The organism is Lysinibacillus sp. EB271-A1-10B (assembly GCF_058791335.1).
Genome location: NZ_JBYTDL010000023.1, coordinates 43,809 through 65,465 on the forward strand (window position 1 = coordinate 43,809; position 21,657 = coordinate 65,465).

Sequence of the window (21,657 nt, forward strand, 5' to 3'; positions counted from 1 at the left end):
ACATGATTACTACAACGCTTTCAATGAACATATCCTTGATTTCGCTTGTTCGTCATATTTAGGAATCATCACCATAACGTGTAGTTGATTTCCGTTCCAACTGGGCGCTTTGCCGGGGGGCGTCCGTTGTGCCGCTAATCCCCAAGGAGTCGCCCAGTCGTAACGAAGATCCGCTTATATGTGGCATAAAATTAACATATGTCATCCATAACTCTTGATGATTAGCCAATAAAAAAACTATTGAAAACTAGTATACAACTAATTTTCAATAGTTTCTCGCTTTTCATTATGAAGCTGTTTGTGATAATAAAAACTTTGGTGACTTCCAAAGCTCTGCCCATTTTTTAATGGCAGCAATAACAATGATAAAGCCTAACATTAACATAATGACAGACAATATACCATTTAACATATTGTAACCAGCCGCCGCTGTATTCCAATACACATTTTTAATCATCCAAAAGCCTGCTACATTTACAGTGACATATAAATAGGCTAATGGGATAAAGCATGTTAAGGCATAGATTCGCTTATCTGCAACTTTTAATACGATTGTTACACCACATACTAAACCGATTGTTGCCATCAACTGATTCGAGACGCCGAATAATACCCAAATTGAACTAATATCTCCTGAATACAATAAGTAGCCCCACATGAAGCATGCAAGTGCACTTGCAAAGATTGTACCCGGAATCCAATTTGTACGCTTCAGTGGCTTGTATACATTGCCGCCAAAATCTTGGATTAAATAGCGCGCTACACGCGTCCCAGCATCAATAGCCGTTAAAATAAAGACCGCTTCAAACATGATCACGAATTGATAGAAATAAGAAGATAGTTCAGCAAACCAAGGAATCCCTGTGAAAATATCAGTCATCCCAACTGCAAGCGTTACCGCTCCTCCTGTACGTCCTTCTAAATCCATCCCAATACTTTCAGCTAAAGCATGTAAATGAACAGGCTCCATTCCTAATGTAGCAAAGACTGCTGGGGCTGAATTAATCGCAAAATAATCTGCAGGATGAAGGGCTGTTGCTGCAATTAAAGCCATTACACCTACTAAAGATTCTACGAGCATCGCACCAAAACCGACGATGCGAATATCTTCCCAGCGATCAATCATTTTCGGCGTTGTCCCAGAGCCTACAAAAGCATGGAAGCCAGAAATAGCCCCACAGGCAATTGTGATAGAGACGAATGGCCATACTGGTCCAGCAATTACTGGACCACCACCATGAATAAACTCCGTAATTGGCGGGAATTGAATAACTGGGTTAACGAAAAAGACCCCGATGATTAAAGCAATAAATACACCAATTTTCATGAAACTACTTAAATAATCACGCGGCGCTAATAAGAGCCAAACAGGTAATGCCGCTGCAAAGAATGCATAAATCGGTAAAATAATAGCTAAAGTATCACGGTCAAACGTTAAAAAATCGCCAAATGCTGTTCCTTGAATCATCGGTCCAAGAAATACACCAATCATCAACAAAATAAAGCCAACTGTCGATGTAACTATTAAATTTCCTGTTTTACGGTAAGCAATACCAACAAGCATCGCTATTGGAATAGTAATCCCTACCGCAAAAGTTCCCCATGGATTTCGCTCTAACGCACCAAGGACAACCATCGATAGCCCGGCCATTGTAATTGTAATAATGAAAAGCATGGCAAGGCCTGTACAGAATCCTGCAATAGGTCCTAATTCCTTCTTCATGACCTCAGATAAAGACTTTCCACCATGGCGCATTGAAGCGAATAACACTACTGCATCATGTACCGCACCACCGATTACCGCACCAATTAACAGCCAAAGGAGCCCAGGCAAATAGCCAAATTGTGCCGCTAAAATAGGTCCGACTAACGGTCCAGCTGCTGCGATTGCAGCAAAGTGATGCCCAAATGTCACCCATTTATTCGTCGGAACATAGTCTTTACCATCCTCCATAGCGTGTGCTGGGGTGGGCGTATCATCTTTTATCTTAAGTACCCTCTTTGTGAAAAATATGCCATACAAACGATAGCTAATCATCAGTACACAAATAGAACCTATCACAATTGTAATAGCATTCATTTTATCACTCCTTTTACTTTTTTCACATCATAGCAAACGAATTGACCGATTATTCATAAAATTCACCAAAATGTAAGAATTCCAAGTTGAAAGGGTGTTTTCTACTGTTGAAATGCAGTTATTTTGATAGCTGAAATATCTTTCGTACATCTTTCATATAAAGCCTGCTGACAGGAATCGAATGCCTATTATGCAAAATCAAATTGTATTTTGAGCTGCTCCATGGCTCGAGCTCTTCAATATGCTCTAAATTGACGATAAATGCCCGATGGACCCGCACAAAGCCTTTTAAAGTAAGTTTATTCTCCAAAGCTGCTAATGACTCTGAAGCAAAATATCTCCCTTTCTCCGTGACAACAATTGTCTTACTTTCTTCAGATGTACAATATAAAATTTCCTGAATTTTAATAAGTAAAATCCGATCATTCAGATAAACTGTTAATTTATCAAGCTTGTCCAATTGCATATCCTTTAATGTTTCCATCGTCTTAACCTGTGTTGTTCTTCTTTTAGCCACCAGCTTTTCAACAGCACTTTGTACACGCTCTGGCTCAAATGGTTTCAAAATATAATCAAAGGCATTCACTTCGAATGCTTGCAATGCATATTCATCATAAGCAGTAGCAAAAATAATTTCAGGTTTACGTATACTTAGTTGCAGCTGTTTTGCCAATTCAAGGCCATTGTTTACGCCTAGCTGTATATCTAAAAACACACAATCGATCTGCTCAAACTGTGGATCCAACAGTATTTCCTCCAGATCATCCGATTCACCAATGATCTGAACTAACTTTGTTTGCTCCAATAAAAATCGCAATTCAGCCCTTGCTAACGGTTCATCATCTACAATATAGATATTTAACATTTCTCTACTCCCATCTTGTGGCTTTTAATGGCAGCTGTATCATAATTTTCGTGCCAACATCCAACGTACTTGAAATGTGAAAATCTGCATCAGTTCCATAAATTTCATGGATGCGCTGATAAATATTCCATAAGGCTGTCCCGGTACCTTGTTCGGATTGCATGATCATTTTGCCAAGCTGTTTAACCTGCTCATTTCTCATCCCGCAGCCATTATCCTCTGTTAATAGTAATAACTTATTATTGATTCGCTGCACCTTAACGTCAATCTTGCCTTCCTTACGATTTTTAAAGGCATGATAAATGGCATTTTCAACAAGTGGCTGTAAGGTAAATGGGGGGATTTGTACATCAAACAGTGATTCATCCAAGTGAAACTTCACATCATAGCGGTTTGGAAATCTTTTTTGTTCAATCGACAAATAAGCCTCTACATGGTCAATTTCATTTTTTAACGGAATCAGCATTTGTCGGGCTCCCTGCAAATTACTTCTGAAAAACGTACTAAGCTTTATCAATAAAGCTCTAGCCTCATCAGCATCCGTTCGGATCAGACTTGAAATAGTATTGAGACTATTAAATAAGAAATGAGGATGAACCTGTGCTTGTAGCGCTTTAATCTCGGCATCCTTTAATAACTTTCTTTGCTGCTCAATTTCAGCATATTCAAGCTGCGAGGAAAATAGTCGACTGAGACCTTCAGCTAGCTCCTTTTTCACCCCAGTCAATGAAGAAACATTAATAAAATATAGCTTTAAGGTACCTACCGTCTTATGCTGTACTTTTAATGGTAAGACAATCGCAGCACTTAGCGGACAATCTTCATGTGGACAATTGATTTCTTTTGCGGACGTCGCTGTAATAATGCGTCCTTCTACTAACACTCGCTTCGTTAAAGCTGTTATTATTTCTTGATGAATGACGTGATGATCCTCACCTACTCCTACATGTGCTAATATTCCATTTGTATCTGTAATCGCGACTGCTTCAACCTTAATTTCTCTTTTAATAATCTCCGCAACCGTTCGGCATGATTCTTCATTTAACCCTTTACGAAAATGTTCGATTGTTTGTTGCGCAATTGAAAATGCTTGATGTGTTTGTAATGCTTTTGTACGTTCTTCCTCATCAATAAACGTTTTAATAATAATGAAAAATATTAAAATCCCAAGGGCATTCATAATAATCATTGGTAGAGCGATTAAAGAAACTAATTGCAAAGCTTGTCCAAAAGGCTTTGCTATTATTAAAATAACAATCATTTGTAAAGTTTCTGCACAAATTCCGATCATAACAGCCTTTTTATAGGAGAAGGTTTGACGTATTTTTAATTGCCTACTTAAACCACCTGTGATGAATCCTGCTAGTATAGTAGAAACACCACAGGCAACCGCTGTAAAACCGCCAAGGGTAATACGATGAATCCCTGCAATAATCCCCACACTAACGCCAACAAGTGGCCCACCAAAAATACCCGCAATTGCTACGCCAATTAGCCTCGTATTCGCAATTGCCTCCTCCGCATTTATAGTGCTATGTATCATTTGATTTAAAGGATAAATAGTACCACCTTCGATTTTTATCCCTGTATAGCTGCTCACTATACTTAGAGCACTAAAAATAATAATGAGCCAAACTTTTTCCTGAACCCCTTGATCCTGAAATAGCATGCCCCGAAAGAGGCGCCACCTTGACATTAAAAAGGCAAACACAATGATTAGTCCTACTCGCTCTAACATAAATAAAAATAGTTCCATCATAGGTCCCCTCCCCTGTCACTCTATTTTTTAAAGAACAATTTATAAGAGGAATAACCAAAGACATCTCCTGGATTTATACCTTCTATCCCCTCTAATTGGTGCTTTTCAAATTGGTTAGATGCCATTTCTTTTAACATCACTGATGTCATCTCATCTTGAGCTAGCTCCTTTGGAAACATCCATTTCGCCTCTAATAATTCTTTTTCCTGAAGACAAATCTTCTGTTGCTCATCTTTCATCCGACAATAAAATATCGCCATATTATCACTAATGTCACCACGAATCACACCCGTTCGAAAACCAATTAAGCCTGATACATAGCAATCAATACCCGTTTCTTCTTTTAATTCACGAACAACAGCCTCATCTACCGTTTCACCAGCATTGACAAAACCAGCCGGCAACGACCATCTTCCCTTTAATCCGCTATAGGCCTTTTTGACAACTAGCCATTGCCCTATCTCATTTACGGTTACCCCCGCAACGCCCAACCAAACTTTTCCTCTATCTTTTCTCATATCCTTCACCTCTATATCACTATTATAACGGCCTATTTTCTATATTTAGAAGTATTTATTCAGAATTTTTCGGTTACTCTATACTCTCGATAATAAAATACATACGTACACCAATTTTATAAATATGCCGCACCGATACAAATGACAGGACCATCACCATAACGTGTGCTTGATTTCGCCTTGGCGTAATTGCCGCTGAGCTTTGCTTTCGCTACCAAAAAAATTGCTAAAAGAAGTTAAAAAGCCTCTTCCATAACGGAGAGGCTTTTTTACTTTTTTCAAAGCAGTGTAGTATATTTGCTAAAACAGGGTACTTCGTTAGCACCACAGACTAGATCAACGAATATTATGCTTCCAATTGCTCCATATTCCAATTAAGCTTTAATATATTTTTTAAATTGTTTACTTGATCTGCTCCTATAGTATTAATTAGTTGCTGTTCAATATCAGCTTTATAACATTCGTTCTTTTCAAAACATTCTTGACCAAAATCAGTCATACGAATTGCTTTATGTTTTTTACTATGCTCGACATCAGTAACCTTCACTAATCCTTTTGCTTCCAAACTTTTTATAAATTTATGGGTTGCTTGTCTTGTAAATTCAACACCCTTAGCAACGTCTGAAATCATAAATTGTTTTTTATAAATTATCCCCAAAATACACCATTCAGAGTTAGAAATATAAATATTATGATGCTTATTCCACTTCTCTTCAGCAAGTCGTCGAAGTAGTTCGTGACGTTCGCTCAACAAGTCAATTACATCTCGATTCTGCAATTCGTCCTTCAACTGGTTCACCTTCATTCCATATTTTTCGTTACTAATATACAAAAAAACAACAGCAATCGTCAATCAAGTTGACAAAATTCTTATAATTGCTTACAATTAATTTAGTCAACTTAGTTGACAATATAGTTTGTTGGAGGGAATATACATGTACAATGTTGGCGATGTAGTCATTTATTCATCACATGGACTTTGTTCCATTAAAGATATTTGTGAACAAACCTTTAACGACATTACAAAAACATATTACGTTTTACAACCACTAAATGAACCACAATTAGTCATTCGTACCCCTATTGACAATTCAAAAAAACACCTTAGAGACATTATTAAAAAAGAAGAAGCACTCAATATTTTACATTCATTCACTTCACCTGGTGTAGAATGGATTGAACAAAACACTCATCGATCAAGATTTTATCTAGAAATATTTAAATCCGGTAATCGCCAAAAACAAGCAAACCTTTTAAACACATTGTTACGAAAAAAGATTGAATATAGTGCTAGCGAAAAAAAATTCCCTAACCAAGAAGAGAAATTACTGCAATCTTTACAAGAGAACATTTTTTCAGAGTTCTCCATAGCTCTTAATAAATCATCAGATGAAATTTATGATTATGTATTAACACAGCTTCACTAGCAGTGAGATATTGGTACATTAATAGGGCCACGATTAGAAATATCGTGGCCTTATTTTTTATTTAAAAAGAAATATAAAAAGGTTCTGCTCCATTTTCTAAAATACCGAAAAAATTGTTATCATTCTTGATTGTATAGGCTTCCCCTGTACCATTCATTTGAATGAATTTTTTATGTGAATCAATGAACATAGCATAGCCTGTGGCGAATGATTAGGTAATACTCATTACATTATTTTACCAGTTAACAGAATTCCAAATTTTTGAGAAAATAATTGTAATACATAAGAATTTCGAGGTATCAATTAATTGAAGAAAAGCATTTTTACAATCATTATATCTATGGTTGTTTTGGTAGGTATGATCATTTCATTATTTATTGCGTATAAGGATATTGGAAGTGTATTTGCAGCTAAGTTTATATTGTATTATTTAATTTTTCTTGTTTTATTCATTATTTATATAGTAACCGTAACAATAATAAATTTTAGAAAGCTAAATAAGAAGGATAAAAGAAAGAGGTTCTTTTTTATTATAATTAGTTTCATTCTAATTAGTTGTTGCAACTTTATTTTTTACTATGTAAAAGAACCATCAGAAATAAATTTTTACAATATTGTACTTACACCAGCATTTATATCATTCATTTTTGTATTAGCCGATTTACCATTCTCAACGAAAAAAAGAAATATTATTGAACTAACTGATCTTTCAGAGGACTTGCATTTATAATTAATTTTTAGATTTGCGAGTCCTTTTGTTATGCCCTAAAACGATTGCAGGCTCGTTGAACAATTAATCTCCCTCCGATGAAAAGTGATTTAAACCTTATCACTTTATCCTATGGGAAGGCTTAATCTCTTCTACTATACATTTGCTAATTAACTTCCAAATTACAATTTACTATGTTATTTTTATATAGACCGAATTTTCAGTTATATATAATTGCAATATATAAGGAGTGTTAGATTTGTTTATTGTCAATGTTGAAGGAGCCATAAGGAAAGATGATAAATGGTTCATTATTGAGAGCAATAAAAAAGAAGAACATGCCAGTGGATTACTTTCGCTTGTTGATGGAAAAGTAGAGATTGAAGGAAATTCATCAAATATATTAGAAAAAACTTTGAAAAGAGAAATTTCCAAAGAAATTGGCATTAAGATTAAAGAGAATTTGAAATATATACATAGCGCTTCATTTGTAACAGATAAAGGTGAAAACGTTGTTAATGTTATTTTCCTTTGTGAATATGAATCAGGTGATTTTTTTGTTAAACAGCCTGACGAAGTAGAAAAAATATTTTTGTTAGCAGCGGAAGAAATACTTAACAACCCTCAAGCACCTGTATTTTTAAAAGAATATATCAAATATGCGGAATTAGTACTGTTCTAAAGTAGGTGCATAATGAAAGAAATAAAAGTAGCAGTCAAAGGTATTTTGATAAAAAATAATAAAATGTTAATTGTGAAGCGCTCTGCTTTTGATGAAACAGGGGCAGGTACATGGGAAAGCGTTGGTGGTGTTTTAGAGTTTGGAGAATCATTTGATGTCGCTTTAAAACGGGAATTTCTTGAAGAGGTTGGTTTAACTATTAGCGTAAGGACGCATCTTTTTTCTACGACCTTTTTAACTCATAAAACACGACAAATTGTACTTCTTACATTTCTTTGCGAATGTCAAAATGATGAAATATCTCTCTCGGATGAACATGAGCAATTTATGTGGGCTACTAAAGAAGAATTGATGGAATTATTACCCCACACAATAATTCATGATTACAAAAAACATAATGTTTTTGAGTTACTTTAAAGTACGCGTTCGTTGTTACCTATTATAGATGGATATTCCTTGCCCATTGCCATTTTACTTTAGTTGTTCGTTTCTTCTTTTTAAAGCCATATTAAAAAGCCTCCTCAATTCGTTATGTTTTCTCAACATACAAATCAAAAAGGCTTGGTATCAAATCCTAAATGCCTCATTTTAGGGTTGTGTTTACACATTTGAATTTTATACACAGCAATTTCTACTGTTATTTACAACTCTACTTCAACATTTAGACATTTACTTTTTAATCACAAATCTCAGGTGTACCTTCACGTTTTGCTGTTTTGAAAGACGTACCACAGCCACATGATGCGATAGCATTTGGATTATCGATCGTGAATTGAACGGTATACTATTCGTAAGCATGAACGCCTACTGTACGTATTTTTTATCGGTATTTGAATACGACGTATTTTACAACACTTACGTATTATTAAAACGATAGATTACTTTCTTACATTATATATGTAGACTTACTAGAACCGCAAGTAACTATTTAATAGACCTGGCTGTTAACGTTGAAAGTAACGTATGTTGCTGCCTTATCACTTCATCTTTATAAGCGATTTCACTTTCTAACATCGCACAATTTTCACAACCTACATCTTGAACATCTATACCGTAAAACTTCTTTATAGCCTTTTTAACTGCGTCTAGCATAAAAACTGTACCGGATACTCTATGTTTAGCATACGTCATAGCATCGACTTCCAATTCATTAAATAGAACACTATTCCCCATAGGTTGCGAGAATGTACCAAGAAAATATTGAAACTTTTCTCTGTACCTAGCAATAGTCGATACACTTACACCTAACATCTTTGCTAATTCTGTCTGATTAATTAATTTTTCATCCATAGATTGTGTCCCCATTCTTCCGAAACACGCGCGCGATATGGTCGGTAATTACTCGTTAACAATACGAACTATACACCACCTAATTAAAATACGCAACCCTCGTAAACCCGCGTCACTACTGCGTTAATTACGTTTTCTGTAATTTATAACGTTTAAGGTTATTTCATTTTACTTGCTTTACGTTTTAGTTTCTCGATGCGACCTTCGTAACCGCCTTTAGTCTTGTCATGTTGACCAATTTTCAACGCCTGTTCGGATATATTAAGCGCATCTTGTATCCGGCCTTGCTTTTCGTACATAATAGCGAGCCTGCTAAACGCAACTACTCTCGCACCTTTAAACGCAATTAAGTCCAATTCGTTAATAACATCAAGGCAATATCGCTCACATTCGTCGAAATCTCCGGCTTTGTATGCCATTTCTGCGATCTTTGTTCGAGGAAAATGCTTGTCCGCAGAATTTGTAGCACGTTTTATAGCCTCAATTAAGACTCGTTTACGAAGATCAGGCGATAAGCCCTCAGACAAACTTTCTAAAAACTGTGATGCGCTTCCGCTGTAAGTACGATTTCCTTTATCGAAATCATCACGCACATACGGCCTGTTCGATAGCTGATACGGATGAGCTAAAGAATCTTTAATTTCTTCAATTTCCGACTCGGATAACGTACTATAAAAATCCTCTAACGCTAAATGACGGATAATTCCGCCTGGCTTCTTCTTAAAAATGGATAACATTTACACCCCTCCTACCTATTTATTCTACTTATTAATTATTTTTCCTTTTATACCCCCCAAATGAAAAAAAGTTGTATGTAAGTTCCGAACGGCAGATGACGCCTGTCAGAATCGAGGCCTTTGGGGGTCACGCACTTTCAACGCAAAAAAAAAGAACGACCAACAAACGAGGTTTAATTCGTTCATTGATCGTTTTGTTATCGTTTTATTCCTTCACGTTCAAGCAATCGGTAAATTGTTCCCGTTCCAACTTTATAAGTTGTGCGAATATCAGCGATTGAAACGCCGTCTTGATAATCCTTAATGATAGCGTTGCGTCTAACTTCTTCTTCTCCACCTTCGACTAACTTCGTTTTGCGTCCTTTAAACTTTCCTTTAGCTTTAGCGATTTCAATTCCTTCCGCTTGACGCTGCTTAATTAGCTTACGCTCGTACTGTACAAGTCCGCTGAATATCGTAAAGATAAACTCGCTCATTGGATTATCGTCGGATAAATCAAGCCATGTATCGTTAATCGAACGCAAGCCAGCGCCTTTACTTTGTATAACGTCAACGATTTCAAGTAAGTCTTTAGTTGAGCGAGACAGGCGGCTTAATTCGTGTATAACGATAACATCGCCTGGTTGTAACTCTTCTAACATACGTTGTAGTTCCGGTCTATTCATATCCTTACCGCTAACCTTCTCCGTATAAGTCAGTCCACACCCGGCTAGCTTTAACGCCTTTAACTGTCTAGCATCGTTTTGATCCTTCGTACTTACGCGAGCATACCCGATTAATGCCATAATATTACCGCCTTCCATCTGCTATTGTTACCATTATCGTACCAATAATTACGGTAACAGTCAAACGGTAATTAAAGAATAGCGCTATATCAACGATTGTGAGTATTCATTTTCGTTACCACATAAGTGTACTCTATCGGTAATGCAACCCCTTAAGTTTCAGACCGCCCCGTCCAATCCGACATCCTGCCCCCTGTAATAAGCGCTAACATTACGTCATCTTACTTATGTAAATCGTACAAAATCCGAGTTCCCTCTATTATATGTAACGCAAAACTAACGCATTTTATAAAGTAATGTGACTTCCCAAAGTGTTTTAAGGGCGCGTCCATAAAAGGCGTCTGCCCGACATTTTGCGCCCCAAAAACGTTCTCCAACGGGGAAAATGTAACATTAAAACTGCGTCATATAAAGTGATTTGCGCAATTCGTAATTTCACCTTTACGTTAAACCCATCATCATCATTACGTTGTCATAATCGCTCATTATCGATTCAAAGGATGACTTACGTCTACTGCTCCGGCGAAATTCTTTCGAATAATGCTCGCTCATTCGATCATATTGACGTTCTAGCTCGTACTGATATACGTAATCAAAGTGTCTCCAACGATATAGCGTCATTCTCGTTACTCCAACAAATTGCGCGACCTGTTCTTGCGTCAAATATCCGTCATTTTGAGCGAGTAGAACAATCGCAGTAACCTTCGCTTCATGTCCCTTTAACTCGCGCATAAGGCGTGATATCTCCGCATCTGATACCACATACGGTTTATACAATCGTTTTCCGACTATCATCTAATCACCTTCTTTCCGTTAAATAAAAAAAGACGGCAAGCACCGCTATAAAAGCCGATGCCTGCCCGTTTGTTTTTATATGCTTGTTTTAGCCAACTTGCACCCTCTCCTTCTCGATTAATTTCGCTAACTCAAACGCAATGCGATGAATGTCCGCCTCTTCACGTACTGTAAAGTTGTTGCCAGAGATAACGACTCCTTCGCCTGAACCATTACCACCATTGCCTTCCGAATAATCCCGATTTTCACGCGCAGTTAAGACGCGTTCACCTTTATGGAGACGCGCTGAATATCCGTCATATGGCACGGAGTCTAGTCCGCTGTAATGCGATTTCTTACCGCCTTTTTTATCATCGCCACCGCCGAATAAACCTCCGACGAAGTTTACGCCTGCGCTGATGCCGTTTGTAATCCAACTCGGCATCTTAGCGTTGCTGATAAATCCGATGAAGTCCTTAATTTTATCGTAGGCTGACGATATCCAACCCGTTAATGTTTCGAACCAACCTTGCACGATTGATAACGCTTCAGAAAAGTTATCAATCGCATTTTTGACGCCAGTTAAGATAAAGTCTACAAGTGGCGCTAATACGTTGTCCCATACCCACTTGATAACTGCGGATAATGCTTCCCACGCAAGACCTAGCGCCATTAAAATCGGCTGCGCAATCGACCAAAGAGTCGAGAATAGTTGAACAAGGAATGAGATTGCCGGAGAGATAACGTTATCAAATACCATCGTTGCAACGTCGCCGAGAACCTGTAACATGTTCCAGAAAGCACTTAAATAAGGCTCGATAATCGTCCAAACATTGGATATGATGTCAGATATCGTAGTCCACGCCTGAGAGAACGCCTCTTTTAAACGGTCAAAGCCATCTTGAAATTGCGTCACTTTTTCGGTAACGTACGTCTTGACTTCCTCAAACTTCGTCTTAAGCGTTTCAAACGAGCCTTCTCCGAAAATTTTATCGAATACTCCGCCTACGCCTCCGTTTTCAAACGCAGTCATTAACTCTGAAACTTTCGATTTGATTCCGTCAATAATTCCGTTTATTTGATTCGCAACATCTGGCGGAAATAGAACGCTTATTAAACCGCTCGTACCGCCTTTTTCAAATACGGACCACAAGTCTTTTACTACAGTAACCACTTTTTTGATAGCACCGCGGAACGTTTCGCTATTATCGTAAAGTGCTTTAAGTCCGACTGCTGCTGCGGCTATTCCAGCGGCAATTAACGAGATTGGATTCGCTAGAATGGATATCGCTCCTAAACCAATTAATGCGCCAGTAAACGTTGCTATAGCGCCTGCTGCATATGCGATTGGTTTACGCCATTTAACAAATAGATCGTACAACGAAATTGCTTTATCTGTGACCTTTCCGAGCATGCTTCCTAATTTGTTACTGAGTGCTTCGGTATCAATTCCATCAAACATCTTGTTTAGTCGCCGTAAGAAGTCGCCTAATTTTGTGTTACTTTCCATCCCCATATTTTTAAAGAACGATTGAGACTTCTCTTCAAGTTGGGACCACAAGCCTTTTGTTGTATTTCCCATCTTATTAACCATTTCATCTGTTACACCCATTTTGGTTAATAATTTATCTAAACCAGCCATCTTAGCCGACAAGCCGTCCATTTTAGTGATCTTCTGTAATTCTTTTTTATCTAACCCTATCGCATCGTACATCGAAACGTAGTCGCCTTGCATAAGTTCCTTTGTCGAGAAAGATGCCTGCTGAGTATCTACGCCAGAAAAGGCTTGAATGCGCTCAACTAAACCCCAAACTTGTTTTAGCTCATCAACGTTCTTGCTGAGTCCTATGAACGCCTTTGAGTTTGTCATCATATCTGTACTATTTAATACAGGACTATCAATTGCAGCCTTCTCAACCATTTGGAGATATTTTTTCGCCTGTTTATCGTCACCGAACATCCCGCTAATTGCCATCGCATTTTGTTCGTAGTTTGCTGCAGCGCCGATTGTTGCGTTAAACAATTTGGCTGCCCCCGTTACCCCCGCATAAGCACCCATGAGTCCAATTAAACTACTCTGCATCCCACGCAATGATGCACTGAACCCGTTAGCACCCACGCGCAATGATGAAACGCGAGTTTCAAATCCACCCATTCGATTAGATGCGGATGATACTGCACCTCCAAGCTTATTGGTCGCTGATTGCGCTCTTGACATACTATCGCTAGTTGTCTTACTAACTCGATTCATCTTATTCATTGTCTCGGTCAGTTTGCGGAGCTTAGAACTGCCCTCGTCTCTGACCTTAAAGATAGCCGTTAAATTGAAAGCCATACGTTAGTTAGCACCTCGCTTCTAGCGCTGCATTAATGCGTTCACATACAGCCTTGAACTCCGCTAATACATCTTGTCCTTTTGCTTGCTTCGTCGCTAATACTAAACCGTTTAAGAACAATCCAGCCTCATATCCAAAGCTTTTATCGTATGTGACCAGGTGTAATAGTTGCGGTTTTAATTCCTCTGCTCGAGAGGCAACATCTGCGCTAACCTTAAAGTTATTCCGTTCAAAGTCGTTAATTACGCTGCCTGCTCGTAAAAATAAGCTTTGTTGAGCCGTTAATTTCTTCATTTCTGCATCCCCTTTGCGTTTTGGAATAAAAAAAGACGCCCGATAGTCCGAGCGCCCCAAAATAAAAGCGCCCTCAAAGCGAGGACGCTCACATTAAATATTTGTAATTCTGTTAGGTACGGTGTTACAGAACAATATGCGACGTGTGTGACATGCTAATCATCTAAAACATCAAGTGCATCTTCAAATTCTGGAAGAGTTTTGATATATTCATAGCCTTGTTTAATGAAATTCGGTGCTACATCACCAACAGATGGCTCAAAATGGTGGATTTCTTTTTCAATAATTCCTTTTCCTTCGTGAAATGCTCCTTGACTGACATAGTAGTTTACTGTAATATCTAACCCTGACTTTGATCCGCTTAACGTGTCGATTCGACCATACGCTTCGTTGACCACAATTCCTGAACCTGTTTCGATTGGTTTAATAATTCCCATACTTACACCCTCCTTAATTTCCTGTCAAACTTCTTTTTTCAATCCATGTTCCAGGTGTTCCGTCCGCAATACACTCCCATGCGTCAACAACATATTTACTTCCGATATTACCGAGTTCAACCTTATTATCATTGAGAACAATTTTACCTTTATTCCATGTCCCAGCTGTTGGTTTTAAGATGCCTATGTTAACTCCAGGAATGATATCTTCGTAACCAGATGATACTGATGCATATTTTCCGTCTAAGCCGTAAATAGCAAAACCTCGTAGTCGACATGGTTGTGTGCCGTTATTAAACATAATGGCAATCTTAGCAACATCATCATTTACATGAACATATATGTCATTACCATAATCAGCAACTATACGATAAGAACCACCGTAATTTGTATCATAGTTAAAAGAAGTGTATGACATGCTCTTAACATACGGATGATTTGAACCAGTATTGGTTAGGATTCTGCCATTCTTATCATAACAGCAAATAGAAACACGACCCGGATAACCCTCGTCATTCTCTCTGCGGACTAGGAATTTCTTAACGACTCTCGAATCAACTACAACACCTAAAGCCCTTGCAGTACCAAGCTCAACGTAATCGTCTGTGACAGTAAGTCCTTGTATACTCTTGCTAAAAGCGTTATTGCCAGATGTGCGAGAAAACATGCCAGGCACATGATAAGATGTTGAACCATCATAATAGCAAGCTCGTTTTTGAATATTATGCAACGAATACAGTAGTTGGCCATCGCGTTCCCTCGTTAGACTCCTGTTCATTTCTAACTTAGAAGCAGGATATCTGCTCTGGTCATCTAATTTCGTGTTCAGAGAACCATATCCAATGTGAAATTTATTTTCTGTTGATCCGTTAGTTATTCTTGCAAATACGTCATTGTTACTTTCAGTTCTACAAGTCTTAAATGTATTTTGAGATCCATATTCAATTAAAACAGGAATTGCTTCATTTGGGCTTGCAACGTGTTCCTTAAGTTCGATATTAGGCTTATTAAATACGTTATTATTTTGTATATATCCATCTTCGCTGGTTATGCGGATTCCATATCGGCTCTTCCCTGTTCCTTGACTACTAAGGACAGCTATTCTGCCACCGTAAAAGTTATTTTCGTTACACCAACCTCCGTTTTTAGAAGTTAGATCGAGACCAATTTTATTTCCTATTATTGAATATAAAGATACTTCGTTATAAACAAAGCCCTTTCCGTCTCCTTGGAACTGAGCTCCAATGGTAAATTTGGAAGCCTTCATGATAGTGATATCTGATTCGTAAGTATTGGTGAAGCGTATGCCAACACTATTTTCGCTACTCCAGTCTGACATGAATTTTCTCTCTACTTGTAGCTTCAATACCCTATTTTGGTTTGCTTCTTCAACTACACCTATTACAAGAGCAGGAATATTTTCTGTACCTATATAAATCAATGGATCATCCATATTAACGTTTATCCCGTTTGGAATAACAATTGTTTTAGAAACACAATATCCCAATGATTTCGGAAAATATAGAGTAGGGTTTGGAATTAATTTAAGGAAATCAATTGCTTTGTTAATGGCATCGGTATCATCTGTAATCCCGTCCCCAACTGCACCAAAGGTTTTTACACTTATCGCTATATCAGCTAATTGTTCAGTAACTTGTTTCGCATGGTCATCGATTTTCCCGAAATTATCATTAAATTCCGTTCTCTGCACGTAGTCAGTTGCTTCCCATTTATGCAATTCTAAATTCGGAGTTTTTTCGCTACTCATTCGTAATTCCTCCCGTTCGTTTTTTTATTTGTGAAACTATAAAAAGGCACAACGTCGATTAAAACGTCATGCCTTGCGTTATTCAGTTTGCTTTGATTTATTATGCGTCTACCGGCTCAATTTCCGTTGATTCTTTTTCTTCATTTGCCTCAACTTGTCGTTTAATTTGTACATAAAGAACGCGAGCACTTTCTGAACCTAATGCACGAGCCGTTTGCATAGCCGCAGAAATGTCATCTCGATTAACTGTTCCTTCCGCCAATTTTTTTGTTAGTTCTGATCGTACGATATTGTAATTTTGCATAATTATTATTTCGCTCCTTTTGTCTTTGTTGGTACTTCTGCGATATATTCAAAATCGTACGGGTTATGTCCGTGTGTGAATCGACTAACTTGGTTGATTACCTCGTGCACACCATTGATAGCACCTTGACTTCGCATAACATTCGCTGTGCTTGTCGGGTGAGCTATTGACATAATCACGTTCGTTTTACCCTGGGAGCGATTAGCTGCAGAGATATCGACCATTTCCTCACGTAAATATCCGTAAGCATCCTCGCCTTCGCGGTGATCCATAATACAGCTAATTAGCAAATCTCTCGCCATTTTTAATTTTGCGTGTACAATCGGTTCATACTCTGCTCGAACCTGAGGTACAAACACGTTTTGATACTCGTCTACTACGTCTACAGATGAAATTGTACCTTCCGGCATAGCTGCGTGTGCTAAATGCTCTATACGTTCCTGACGTGCGACAACCTCTTTTTGAAGTACAATGTCATCGTCAATTTTAGCAAGTTGAGCAGTTACATCCGTACCATGCTTAACGCTCTCCGTAAACGTGTGCTCAAACTGTGTCTGCAACTCACTTAAACGCGCGCGAGCACTTGTTAAGTCTGCTTGATACTGCGCCAGTTTTGCTGCTCTTTCAGCGCCTTCATTTCTGTAATCTTGTAATAATTTAAACTCGTGTCCTTTAATTGCCATCTGATTTTATCCCCTCTGTTTTCAGTATTTGAATAATTATTTCTAACTTAGCGATACACCACAATCGCCACGTCGGAATAACAGGCGTTGGCTGTTCGTCTTGCTTGTCCAACTCGAATAATTCGACTAACATTTCCTCGTTACGAGTAATCTGCTCGCTTGTACCTTCGACTTCTCTGCGATAAATCACTGGATACTGAGCGCTCATTAATTCTCGATACAACTCTCGGCTATCTGTCTGCAGCTCGTTTATTTCATACGCATATAAATCGTCTAGCAAGTCGATCAAATCGTCATAAGGCTTTGAGATTTCGCCAATTAAATTAGATATGCCGTGGTCATCCGTTTCGTAAATTAGTAGTGACAGGAACGGAACCTCTCGCAAGGTAACGATTGATAGTAAGGCAAAGCGCCAGGCTTCAACTTCTCGGTTACTAGACGGCATATTGCACCGCCTTTTGTTTCGCCTCATTACGTCGAACCTCTGCAGCCTCGTCTCGTAAGTGGCCTATCATCTGCTCGACTTCAATGTCAGTCAGTTTGCGACCAATAAGACCTCCTATAAAACGCTGTACGAACGGTCGTAATAGTTCCGGTTTGAATCGTTCGGGATATTTATCGAATGCTTCTATCGCAAATAAATCATGCTTTGTACTATTACAAGACCTACACGCAGGCAAGACATTAGCCTCGATATTTACCCCACCATAACTACTTGATTGCGGATATACATGGTCACAAGTGGCGACTACATTATCATCAGAAAAGTCACAACCACAATATACACATGCTTCCGTCAAAATGGTTTCAATATATGCAGCGCTTACCATCGGTGTAGTTTGTCCGGCTTTAATGGCGTATGCGTAAGCACGCTGTCGAGCGTATTCACCGTTCTTCCTTCTGTGTTGCTTCCTGCACTCGTTACAGATATTCTGACGCCCTGTTTTACTCTTTGCATCACGGCGGAATAGCTCAACTGTTTTTGTCTCATTACAGATACGGCACTCAATTGTTTTAACTTCACTCTTATTCTTTTTCATATCCCTCAATCTCTCCCTCAATCGTTTTTATAGTTTGGAGTATCTCGTCACGCACCTTGATTCCAGACGCTTGTACCCCAGCTAAAGCTGTTAGATATTTGATTAATAGCTGTAATCGCTCATTCACACGTTCACCTCCCAAAAGGCTTTACTTTTGACAAAAATCATGTTATAGTGGTGTCATGGGTAATTCTATTTGTTTTTTCGAAATCTCGCAAAAAAATAATAAAACTTTCATCAATCGGAAACTTACGAGCAATTGAAGCTCGCAGACGCTCACTCGGAGCATAGCGTCCACTTTCAACCGCAGCAATTCCACTGTAAGAAAAGCCCAACAGCTTTGCAAACGACCGTTGGGACTCACCATTAAAAAGACGGATTGCCTTTACCGTATTACCATTCATCACATTTAACCACCTTTCTGTATTTTGCTTACATTCTCCCTAAAATAAATGCGGGCATCAACTGCCCCTCTACTACTATATGGTTTTTCAATACGGTAACTACGCACTTTCTCGCTGTTTTTGCGAACGTTTTTTCGCATTTTCTACCTCACAGTGAGATTGACGAGAACGGCGCCACTCGCCAGTTACTTTATCCTGTATTCTACCGTGTTGCAAGTCGCAAATATAGCGTCTATTATCGTGAGCATAAAATACATTCCCACACTCATTGCACTCCCGCACTCGCTTAACGTCCAATCGTCTGATACGTCGTAAAGCATCGTCATAATCGTACCCATCGTTAGCATATAGGCGAGCATAACCTTTAGCTTTCGCCTTTTCCATACGCAGCGCTCGTTTGAATTTACGGATTGACATCGTTTCTTCTCCATCTATACCGTTTTCAATTACTCTCGCTCCTACGGCCGATTGTTGTTGAACTACACTAAGCTCCGACATATCGTACGCGGACATTACTGTCTGTTTTGGTAGACCGTATTTGCGCAATTGCACAGACTCCACAGCACTATCGCGATCTTCTTCATCTTGCGAGTAAATACCTATTATACGGTTTCGATCTTTTACAGTGTCACGGAACACCTTTTCAACTCCATGTACCGGATACTCAGCCTCACGCTCCGCAACCTGGTCAATTCGCATAATAAAGTCTCCTAATATTTCACCGATTGTACATGAACGCGAGAAGTCTTTCATACGAGTCGCAGGGTGACGAAGAAATGCCTTGTCCAATTTTATTTTCTCTGGATTAGCGTACTCATTTTTAAACGTTCTTGTCATAGCAATACGTTCCTTAATCGTCAACGAATCATTCGTGTAATGCTTATACCACAAATCATACATAGCTCGCTGTACTTCAGCTTCCGGTCGCGTGATTTGATACATAGACATCAATTTCGTTACTTCCTGCTCCTTCGATACTACTTGCTCTGTTGTAAGTTCAACCACTTTAGTCTCCATTGTTTGTTGCCCCCTTATTTGTTGGTATGTTTTTCAGACTGACGTGTCATTCTTTTCACTTTGTTTTTAAGTAATATCAATGTAATATATGTTACTATTGCGAATATCCTAGCGTTTAAATGCGTTAGCATTTATGCGCTAGAAAAGTAGGTCTTTATAGTAATTCTTTATACGTAATTCTTTATAACGTCTAATAAACAGATTAGCTAATGTTGAAAAACAGACTAACCACAGCTAAAAATCATACTGCATCACCAGGCTTCCATTTAAACGCATCTTTTCTAGTCCGTAATTTCTCTCGACGCGCCTTATTTCTAGCAATGCGTTTAGCAATTTCCCGTTCATCAGAGAACACTCGCGCGAATTCTTCCACTGTCTCGATTAGCGGATTAAATGTGTACACGTTATTCCCGTAGTAAGGATGCTTTGTTGCATTAATCACTCGTAACTTCCGCAAGGTTTCGATTGCCTTATCGACGGTACTGCGACTAACATTCAATACCACTTCCATCTCGTCAAATGTCGGGAAACTATAACCATATGAACGATTGTAGTTTTTCACTAGATACGCATAAACTAACGCTGTATTTGCATTAAAATCCGGATGTAGCGTGTAAATCTCCATCAACGCGTGTGGCATAGCTGCCCAACCTTTGGTCTCAAACGGTAACGCTGCTTGTGTAGCTGGAATTGCCGGTGTTTGTTTCGTTGTCTCTGTCATAAATATCTCTCCCTTTGTTTTGAGGTTTTTTCGCCTTAACTAATTAATTTTCTACTTACCACTTGCAATCTGTCATTTACTCCTGTATAATGACATTATAAATAATAAAAAATGTTAAGATGGTTAAAGTCTGCGCGCAAACAGACGTACCACTACCCATTATATCGGTCACTGCTTGCAAATGTAAAGCAGTTTTTTGCATTTTTTTTAAAATTATTTCCTCTACTTCTATCAAACCTCACTCTCCCTAAGCGTCAAGCTACTTTTAATGTGCAATATTCGTGCCACCCTCACGTCCGACTGTCGTACTTCGGCGATCCTCCAAAAAACTTTCATCTACTATATATGCACACTTGAATTGTACGCATAGGGACAACTTTTCGAAAAAACTCTCCCTACTTAGATATATCCTCAAAGTTTCCGATTGTCGCACACCTTTTTCAAAAATATTGTTTGCTATCGACAGTGAATCGGTGCTCTCCCTTTGGTATAGTGCGTTTTAAGGCGTTCTAACCTTCGGATGATAAATAATACTACTGCGATACTAGCACGCCTAAATCAACGGGTTTAGCAAAGGAAAACAAAAGGCTAGACACGTCATTCTCCTCGCATCTAGCCGCAACTGTAACTTAACCCTCCGATAATACTTCCTCCAATGTTAACGTCATCTTAAAATCTCTTCTCCAGCGGTTGCTGACTTTCTTACGAATGTTTACCGACGTTTCAATATCCCCTTTTACATTACGTAGTGGATTTAAAACAGCGTCCAATCTGGCCATTTCGTCCTTCACTACTCGACGTTTTTTAAGCGTGTCTTGTAATTGCGTAACGTAGCTTAGAGCGTATTCTTCCGACGGATCGATTCCTTCTAAATCGTGATACATGCTACTAATATACCTATCTAAACGAGACAACTCTTTTGTCAGCACGACTCGTTGAGCGTTTAATTCCGACATGAACTCGTTAAATTTTGAATGATACTCACACATAACCTTTTCCCCCTAACGTTTTCAGTTCCGGTCAAATT

At 38.5% G+C, this 21,657-nt stretch carries 26 protein-coding genes and 1 pseudogene; 3 read left to right on the forward strand and 24 right to left on the reverse strand.

Features of this window, described 5'->3' with window-relative positions:
* Positions 1–286: 286 nt before the first annotated feature.
* The 5 genes from AC3WSK_RS21615 to AC3WSK_RS21635 all read right to left on the reverse strand — a co-directional run bounded on the left by AC3WSK_RS21615 (position 287) and on the right by AC3WSK_RS21635 (position 6,021).
* The gene (locus AC3WSK_RS21615) at positions 287–2,080 is read right to left on the reverse strand and encodes a carbon starvation CstA family protein (protein WP_427484732.1); all 1,794 of its coding nucleotides are present in this window, start codon (positions 2,078–2,080) and stop codon (positions 287–289) included.
* Between the two features lie 118 nt (positions 2,081–2,198).
* A complete protein-coding gene (locus tag AC3WSK_RS21620; RefSeq protein WP_427484733.1) occupies positions 2,199–2,945 on the reverse strand; it encodes a LytR/AlgR family response regulator transcription factor in 747 nt (248 codons plus the stop codon).
* Between the two features lie 4 nt (positions 2,946–2,949).
* Complete coding sequence (locus AC3WSK_RS21625; protein WP_492412556.1) at positions 2,950–4,701, reverse strand: LytS/YhcK type 5TM receptor domain-containing protein; 1,752 nt, start codon at positions 4,699–4,701, stop codon at positions 2,950–2,952.
* Between the two features lie 23 nt (positions 4,702–4,724).
* Positions 4,725–5,222 carry an NUDIX hydrolase gene (locus AC3WSK_RS21630; RefSeq protein WP_079561509.1) on the reverse strand — a complete coding sequence of 166 codons (498 nt, stop codon included), beginning with the start codon at positions 5,220–5,222 and terminating at the stop codon, positions 4,725–4,727.
* 346 nt (positions 5,223–5,568) lie between these two features.
* On the reverse strand, positions 5,569–6,021 hold the full coding sequence (locus AC3WSK_RS21635) for a MarR family winged helix-turn-helix transcriptional regulator (RefSeq protein WP_346426990.1): 453 nt from the start codon (positions 6,019–6,021) through the stop codon (positions 5,569–5,571).
* A 136-nt stretch (positions 6,022–6,157) separates the two neighbouring features.
* Between AC3WSK_RS21635 and AC3WSK_RS21640 the strand changes: the two genes are divergently transcribed.
* The 3 genes from AC3WSK_RS21640 (at position 6,158) to AC3WSK_RS21650 (ending at position 8,457) form a co-directional block, all read left to right on the forward strand.
* Complete coding sequence (locus tag AC3WSK_RS21640; protein ID WP_079561508.1) at positions 6,158–6,649, forward strand: CarD family transcriptional regulator; 492 nt, start codon at positions 6,158–6,160, stop codon at positions 6,647–6,649.
* A 968-nt stretch (positions 6,650–7,617) separates the two neighbouring features.
* Positions 7,618–8,040, forward strand: coding sequence for an NUDIX domain-containing protein (locus AC3WSK_RS21645; protein ID WP_427484735.1), 423 nt, complete (start codon positions 7,618–7,620; stop codon positions 8,038–8,040).
* Between the two features lie 12 nt (positions 8,041–8,052).
* Positions 8,053–8,457, forward strand: a complete 405-nt coding sequence (locus AC3WSK_RS21650; RefSeq protein ID WP_079561505.1) for an NUDIX hydrolase — start codon at positions 8,053–8,055, stop codon at positions 8,455–8,457.
* Positions 8,458–8,716: 259 nt separating this feature from the next.
* On the opposite strand, the pseudogene AC3WSK_RS21655 reads toward AC3WSK_RS21650, so the two are convergent.
* From AC3WSK_RS21655 to AC3WSK_RS21745, 19 genes and pseudogenes are all read right to left on the reverse strand, one after another.
* Positions 8,717–8,812, reverse strand: a pseudogene (locus tag AC3WSK_RS21655) (iron-sulfur cluster assembly accessory protein); the annotation flags it as partial.
* Positions 8,813–8,964: 152 nt separating this feature from the next.
* Entirely contained in the window at positions 8,965–9,345 is a 381-nt protein-coding gene (locus AC3WSK_RS21660; protein ID WP_492412323.1) for a helix-turn-helix transcriptional regulator, read from the reverse strand.
* A 143-nt stretch (positions 9,346–9,488) separates the two neighbouring features.
* Positions 9,489–10,067, reverse strand: a complete 579-nt coding sequence (locus AC3WSK_RS21665) for a tetratricopeptide repeat protein (RefSeq protein WP_492412325.1) — start codon at positions 10,065–10,067, stop codon at positions 9,489–9,491.
* Between the two features lie 197 nt (positions 10,068–10,264).
* A complete protein-coding gene (locus tag AC3WSK_RS21670) occupies positions 10,265–10,852 on the reverse strand; it encodes a recombinase family protein (RefSeq protein WP_492412327.1) in 588 nt (195 codons plus the stop codon).
* Between the two features lie 441 nt (positions 10,853–11,293).
* Entirely contained in the window at positions 11,294–11,647 is a 354-nt protein-coding gene (locus tag AC3WSK_RS21675; protein ID WP_492412329.1) for a phBC6A51 family helix-turn-helix protein, read from the reverse strand.
* Positions 11,648–11,735: 88 nt separating this feature from the next.
* The gene (locus AC3WSK_RS21680) at positions 11,736–13,709 is read right to left on the reverse strand and encodes a phage tail protein (protein ID WP_492412558.1); all 1,974 of its coding nucleotides are present in this window, start codon (positions 13,707–13,709) and stop codon (positions 11,736–11,738) included.
* 259 nt (positions 13,710–13,968) lie between these two features.
* The gene (locus AC3WSK_RS21685; RefSeq protein WP_492412331.1) at positions 13,969–14,256 is read right to left on the reverse strand and encodes a hypothetical protein; all 288 of its coding nucleotides are present in this window, start codon (positions 14,254–14,256) and stop codon (positions 13,969–13,971) included.
* Positions 14,257–14,411: 155 nt separating this feature from the next.
* Positions 14,412–14,693 carry a hypothetical protein gene (locus tag AC3WSK_RS21690; RefSeq protein WP_492412333.1) on the reverse strand — a complete coding sequence of 94 codons (282 nt, stop codon included), beginning with the start codon at positions 14,691–14,693 and terminating at the stop codon, positions 14,412–14,414.
* Positions 14,694–14,706: 13 nt separating this feature from the next.
* On the reverse strand, positions 14,707–16,461 hold the full coding sequence (locus AC3WSK_RS21695) for a glycosyl hydrolase family 28-related protein (RefSeq protein WP_492412335.1): 1,755 nt from the start codon (positions 16,459–16,461) through the stop codon (positions 14,707–14,709).
* A 100-nt stretch (positions 16,462–16,561) separates the two neighbouring features.
* The gene (locus AC3WSK_RS21700; RefSeq protein WP_492412337.1) at positions 16,562–16,765 is read right to left on the reverse strand and encodes a hypothetical protein; all 204 of its coding nucleotides are present in this window, start codon (positions 16,763–16,765) and stop codon (positions 16,562–16,564) included.
* A 5-nt stretch (positions 16,766–16,770) separates the two neighbouring features.
* A complete protein-coding gene (locus AC3WSK_RS21705; RefSeq protein WP_492412339.1) occupies positions 16,771–17,448 on the reverse strand; it encodes a hypothetical protein in 678 nt (225 codons plus the stop codon).
* Positions 17,438–17,893, reverse strand: a complete 456-nt coding sequence (locus tag AC3WSK_RS21710; protein ID WP_492412341.1) for a hypothetical protein — start codon at positions 17,891–17,893, stop codon at positions 17,438–17,440. Before AC3WSK_RS21710 ends, AC3WSK_RS21705 begins: the two co-directional genes overlap by 11 nt.
* Positions 17,883–18,509: an HNH endonuclease gene (locus AC3WSK_RS21715; RefSeq protein WP_492535133.1), complete on the reverse strand. Its 627-nt coding sequence runs from the start codon at positions 18,507–18,509 to the stop codon at positions 17,883–17,885. Before AC3WSK_RS21715 ends, AC3WSK_RS21710 begins: the two co-directional genes overlap by 11 nt.
* Positions 18,475–18,615 (reverse strand): hypothetical protein, encoded by a 141-nt coding sequence (locus AC3WSK_RS21720; protein WP_426389856.1) that lies wholly within the window; start codon positions 18,613–18,615, stop codon positions 18,475–18,477. The genes AC3WSK_RS21715 and AC3WSK_RS21720 overlap by 35 nt, the downstream gene beginning before the upstream one ends.
* A gap of 37 nt (positions 18,616–18,652) precedes the next feature.
* Positions 18,653–18,892, reverse strand: a complete 240-nt coding sequence (locus AC3WSK_RS21725) for a helix-turn-helix transcriptional regulator (RefSeq protein WP_492412345.1) — start codon at positions 18,890–18,892, stop codon at positions 18,653–18,655.
* A gap of 99 nt (positions 18,893–18,991) precedes the next feature.
* Positions 18,992–19,909 (reverse strand): hypothetical protein, encoded by a 918-nt coding sequence (locus AC3WSK_RS21730; RefSeq protein ID WP_492412347.1) that lies wholly within the window; start codon positions 19,907–19,909, stop codon positions 18,992–18,994.
* 241 nt (positions 19,910–20,150) lie between these two features.
* Positions 20,151–20,630 carry an ArsR family transcriptional regulator gene (locus AC3WSK_RS21735; protein ID WP_492412349.1) on the reverse strand — a complete coding sequence of 160 codons (480 nt, stop codon included), beginning with the start codon at positions 20,628–20,630 and terminating at the stop codon, positions 20,151–20,153.
* Between the two features lie 76 nt (positions 20,631–20,706).
* The gene (locus tag AC3WSK_RS21740) at positions 20,707–20,865 is read right to left on the reverse strand and encodes a hypothetical protein (protein ID WP_492412351.1); all 159 of its coding nucleotides are present in this window, start codon (positions 20,863–20,865) and stop codon (positions 20,707–20,709) included.
* Positions 20,866–21,259: 394 nt separating this feature from the next.
* Positions 21,260–21,619, reverse strand: coding sequence for a hypothetical protein (locus tag AC3WSK_RS21745; protein ID WP_492412353.1), 360 nt, complete (start codon positions 21,617–21,619; stop codon positions 21,260–21,262).
* Between the last annotated feature and the right edge of the window lie 38 nt (positions 21,620–21,657).

Excerpts from the sequence above, each read along its gene's own strand:
- AC3WSK_RS21620 (WP_427484733.1), bottom strand. The coding sequence starts at position 2,945 with ATGTTAAATATCTATATTGTAGATGATGAACCGTTAGCAAGGGCTGAA.
- AC3WSK_RS21685 (WP_492412331.1), bottom strand. The coding sequence starts at position 14,256 with ATGAAGAAATTAACGGCTCAACAAAGCTTATTTTTACGAGCAGGCAGC.
- AC3WSK_RS21615 (WP_427484732.1), bottom strand. The coding sequence starts at position 2,080 with ATGAATGCTATTACAATTGTGATAGGTTCTATTTGTGTACTGATGATT.
- AC3WSK_RS21725 (WP_492412345.1), bottom strand. The coding sequence starts at position 18,892 with ATGAATGGTAATACGGTAAAGGCAATCCGTCTTTTTAATGGTGAGTCC.
- AC3WSK_RS21730 (WP_492412347.1), bottom strand. The coding sequence starts at position 19,909 with ATGGAGACTAAAGTGGTTGAACTTACAACAGAGCAAGTAGTATCGAAG.
- AC3WSK_RS21700 (WP_492412337.1), bottom strand. The coding sequence starts at position 16,765 with ATGCAAAATTACAATATCGTACGATCAGAACTAACAAAAAAATTGGCG.
- AC3WSK_RS21625 (WP_492412556.1), bottom strand. The coding sequence starts at position 4,701 with ATGGAACTATTTTTATTTATGTTAGAGCGAGTAGGACTAATCATTGTG.
- AC3WSK_RS21640 (WP_079561508.1), top strand. The coding sequence starts at position 6,158 with ATGTACAATGTTGGCGATGTAGTCATTTATTCATCACATGGACTTTGT.
- AC3WSK_RS21690 (WP_492412333.1), bottom strand. The coding sequence starts at position 14,693 with ATGGGAATTATTAAACCAATCGAAACAGGTTCAGGAATTGTGGTCAAC.
- AC3WSK_RS21705 (WP_492412339.1), bottom strand. The coding sequence starts at position 17,448 with ATGGCAATTAAAGGACACGAGTTTAAATTATTACAAGATTACAGAAAT.
- AC3WSK_RS21675 (WP_492412329.1), bottom strand. The coding sequence starts at position 11,647 with ATGATAGTCGGAAAACGATTGTATAAACCGTATGTGGTATCAGATGCG.
- AC3WSK_RS21665 (WP_492412325.1), bottom strand. The coding sequence starts at position 10,067 with ATGTTATCCATTTTTAAGAAGAAGCCAGGCGGAATTATCCGTCATTTA.
- AC3WSK_RS21660 (WP_492412323.1), bottom strand. The coding sequence starts at position 9,345 with ATGGGGACACAATCTATGGATGAAAAATTAATTAATCAGACAGAATTA.
- AC3WSK_RS21710 (WP_492412341.1), bottom strand. The coding sequence starts at position 17,893 with ATGCCGTCTAGTAACCGAGAAGTTGAAGCCTGGCGCTTTGCCTTACTA.
- AC3WSK_RS21650 (WP_079561505.1), top strand. The coding sequence starts at position 8,053 with ATGAAAGAAATAAAAGTAGCAGTCAAAGGTATTTTGATAAAAAATAAT.
- AC3WSK_RS21695 (WP_492412335.1), bottom strand. The coding sequence starts at position 16,461 with ATGAGTAGCGAAAAAACTCCGAATTTAGAATTGCATAAATGGGAAGCA.
- AC3WSK_RS21630 (WP_079561509.1), bottom strand. The coding sequence starts at position 5,222 with ATGAGAAAAGATAGAGGAAAAGTTTGGTTGGGCGTTGCGGGGGTAACC.
- AC3WSK_RS21745 (WP_492412353.1), bottom strand. The coding sequence starts at position 21,619 with ATGTGTGAGTATCATTCAAAATTTAACGAGTTCATGTCGGAATTAAAC.
- AC3WSK_RS21735 (WP_492412349.1), bottom strand. The coding sequence starts at position 20,630 with ATGACAGAGACAACGAAACAAACACCGGCAATTCCAGCTACACAAGCA.
- AC3WSK_RS21680 (WP_492412558.1), bottom strand. The coding sequence starts at position 13,709 with ATGCAGAGTAGTTTAATTGGACTCATGGGTGCTTATGCGGGGGTAACG.
- AC3WSK_RS21670 (WP_492412327.1), bottom strand. The coding sequence starts at position 10,852 with ATGGCATTAATCGGGTATGCTCGCGTAAGTACGAAGGATCAAAACGAT.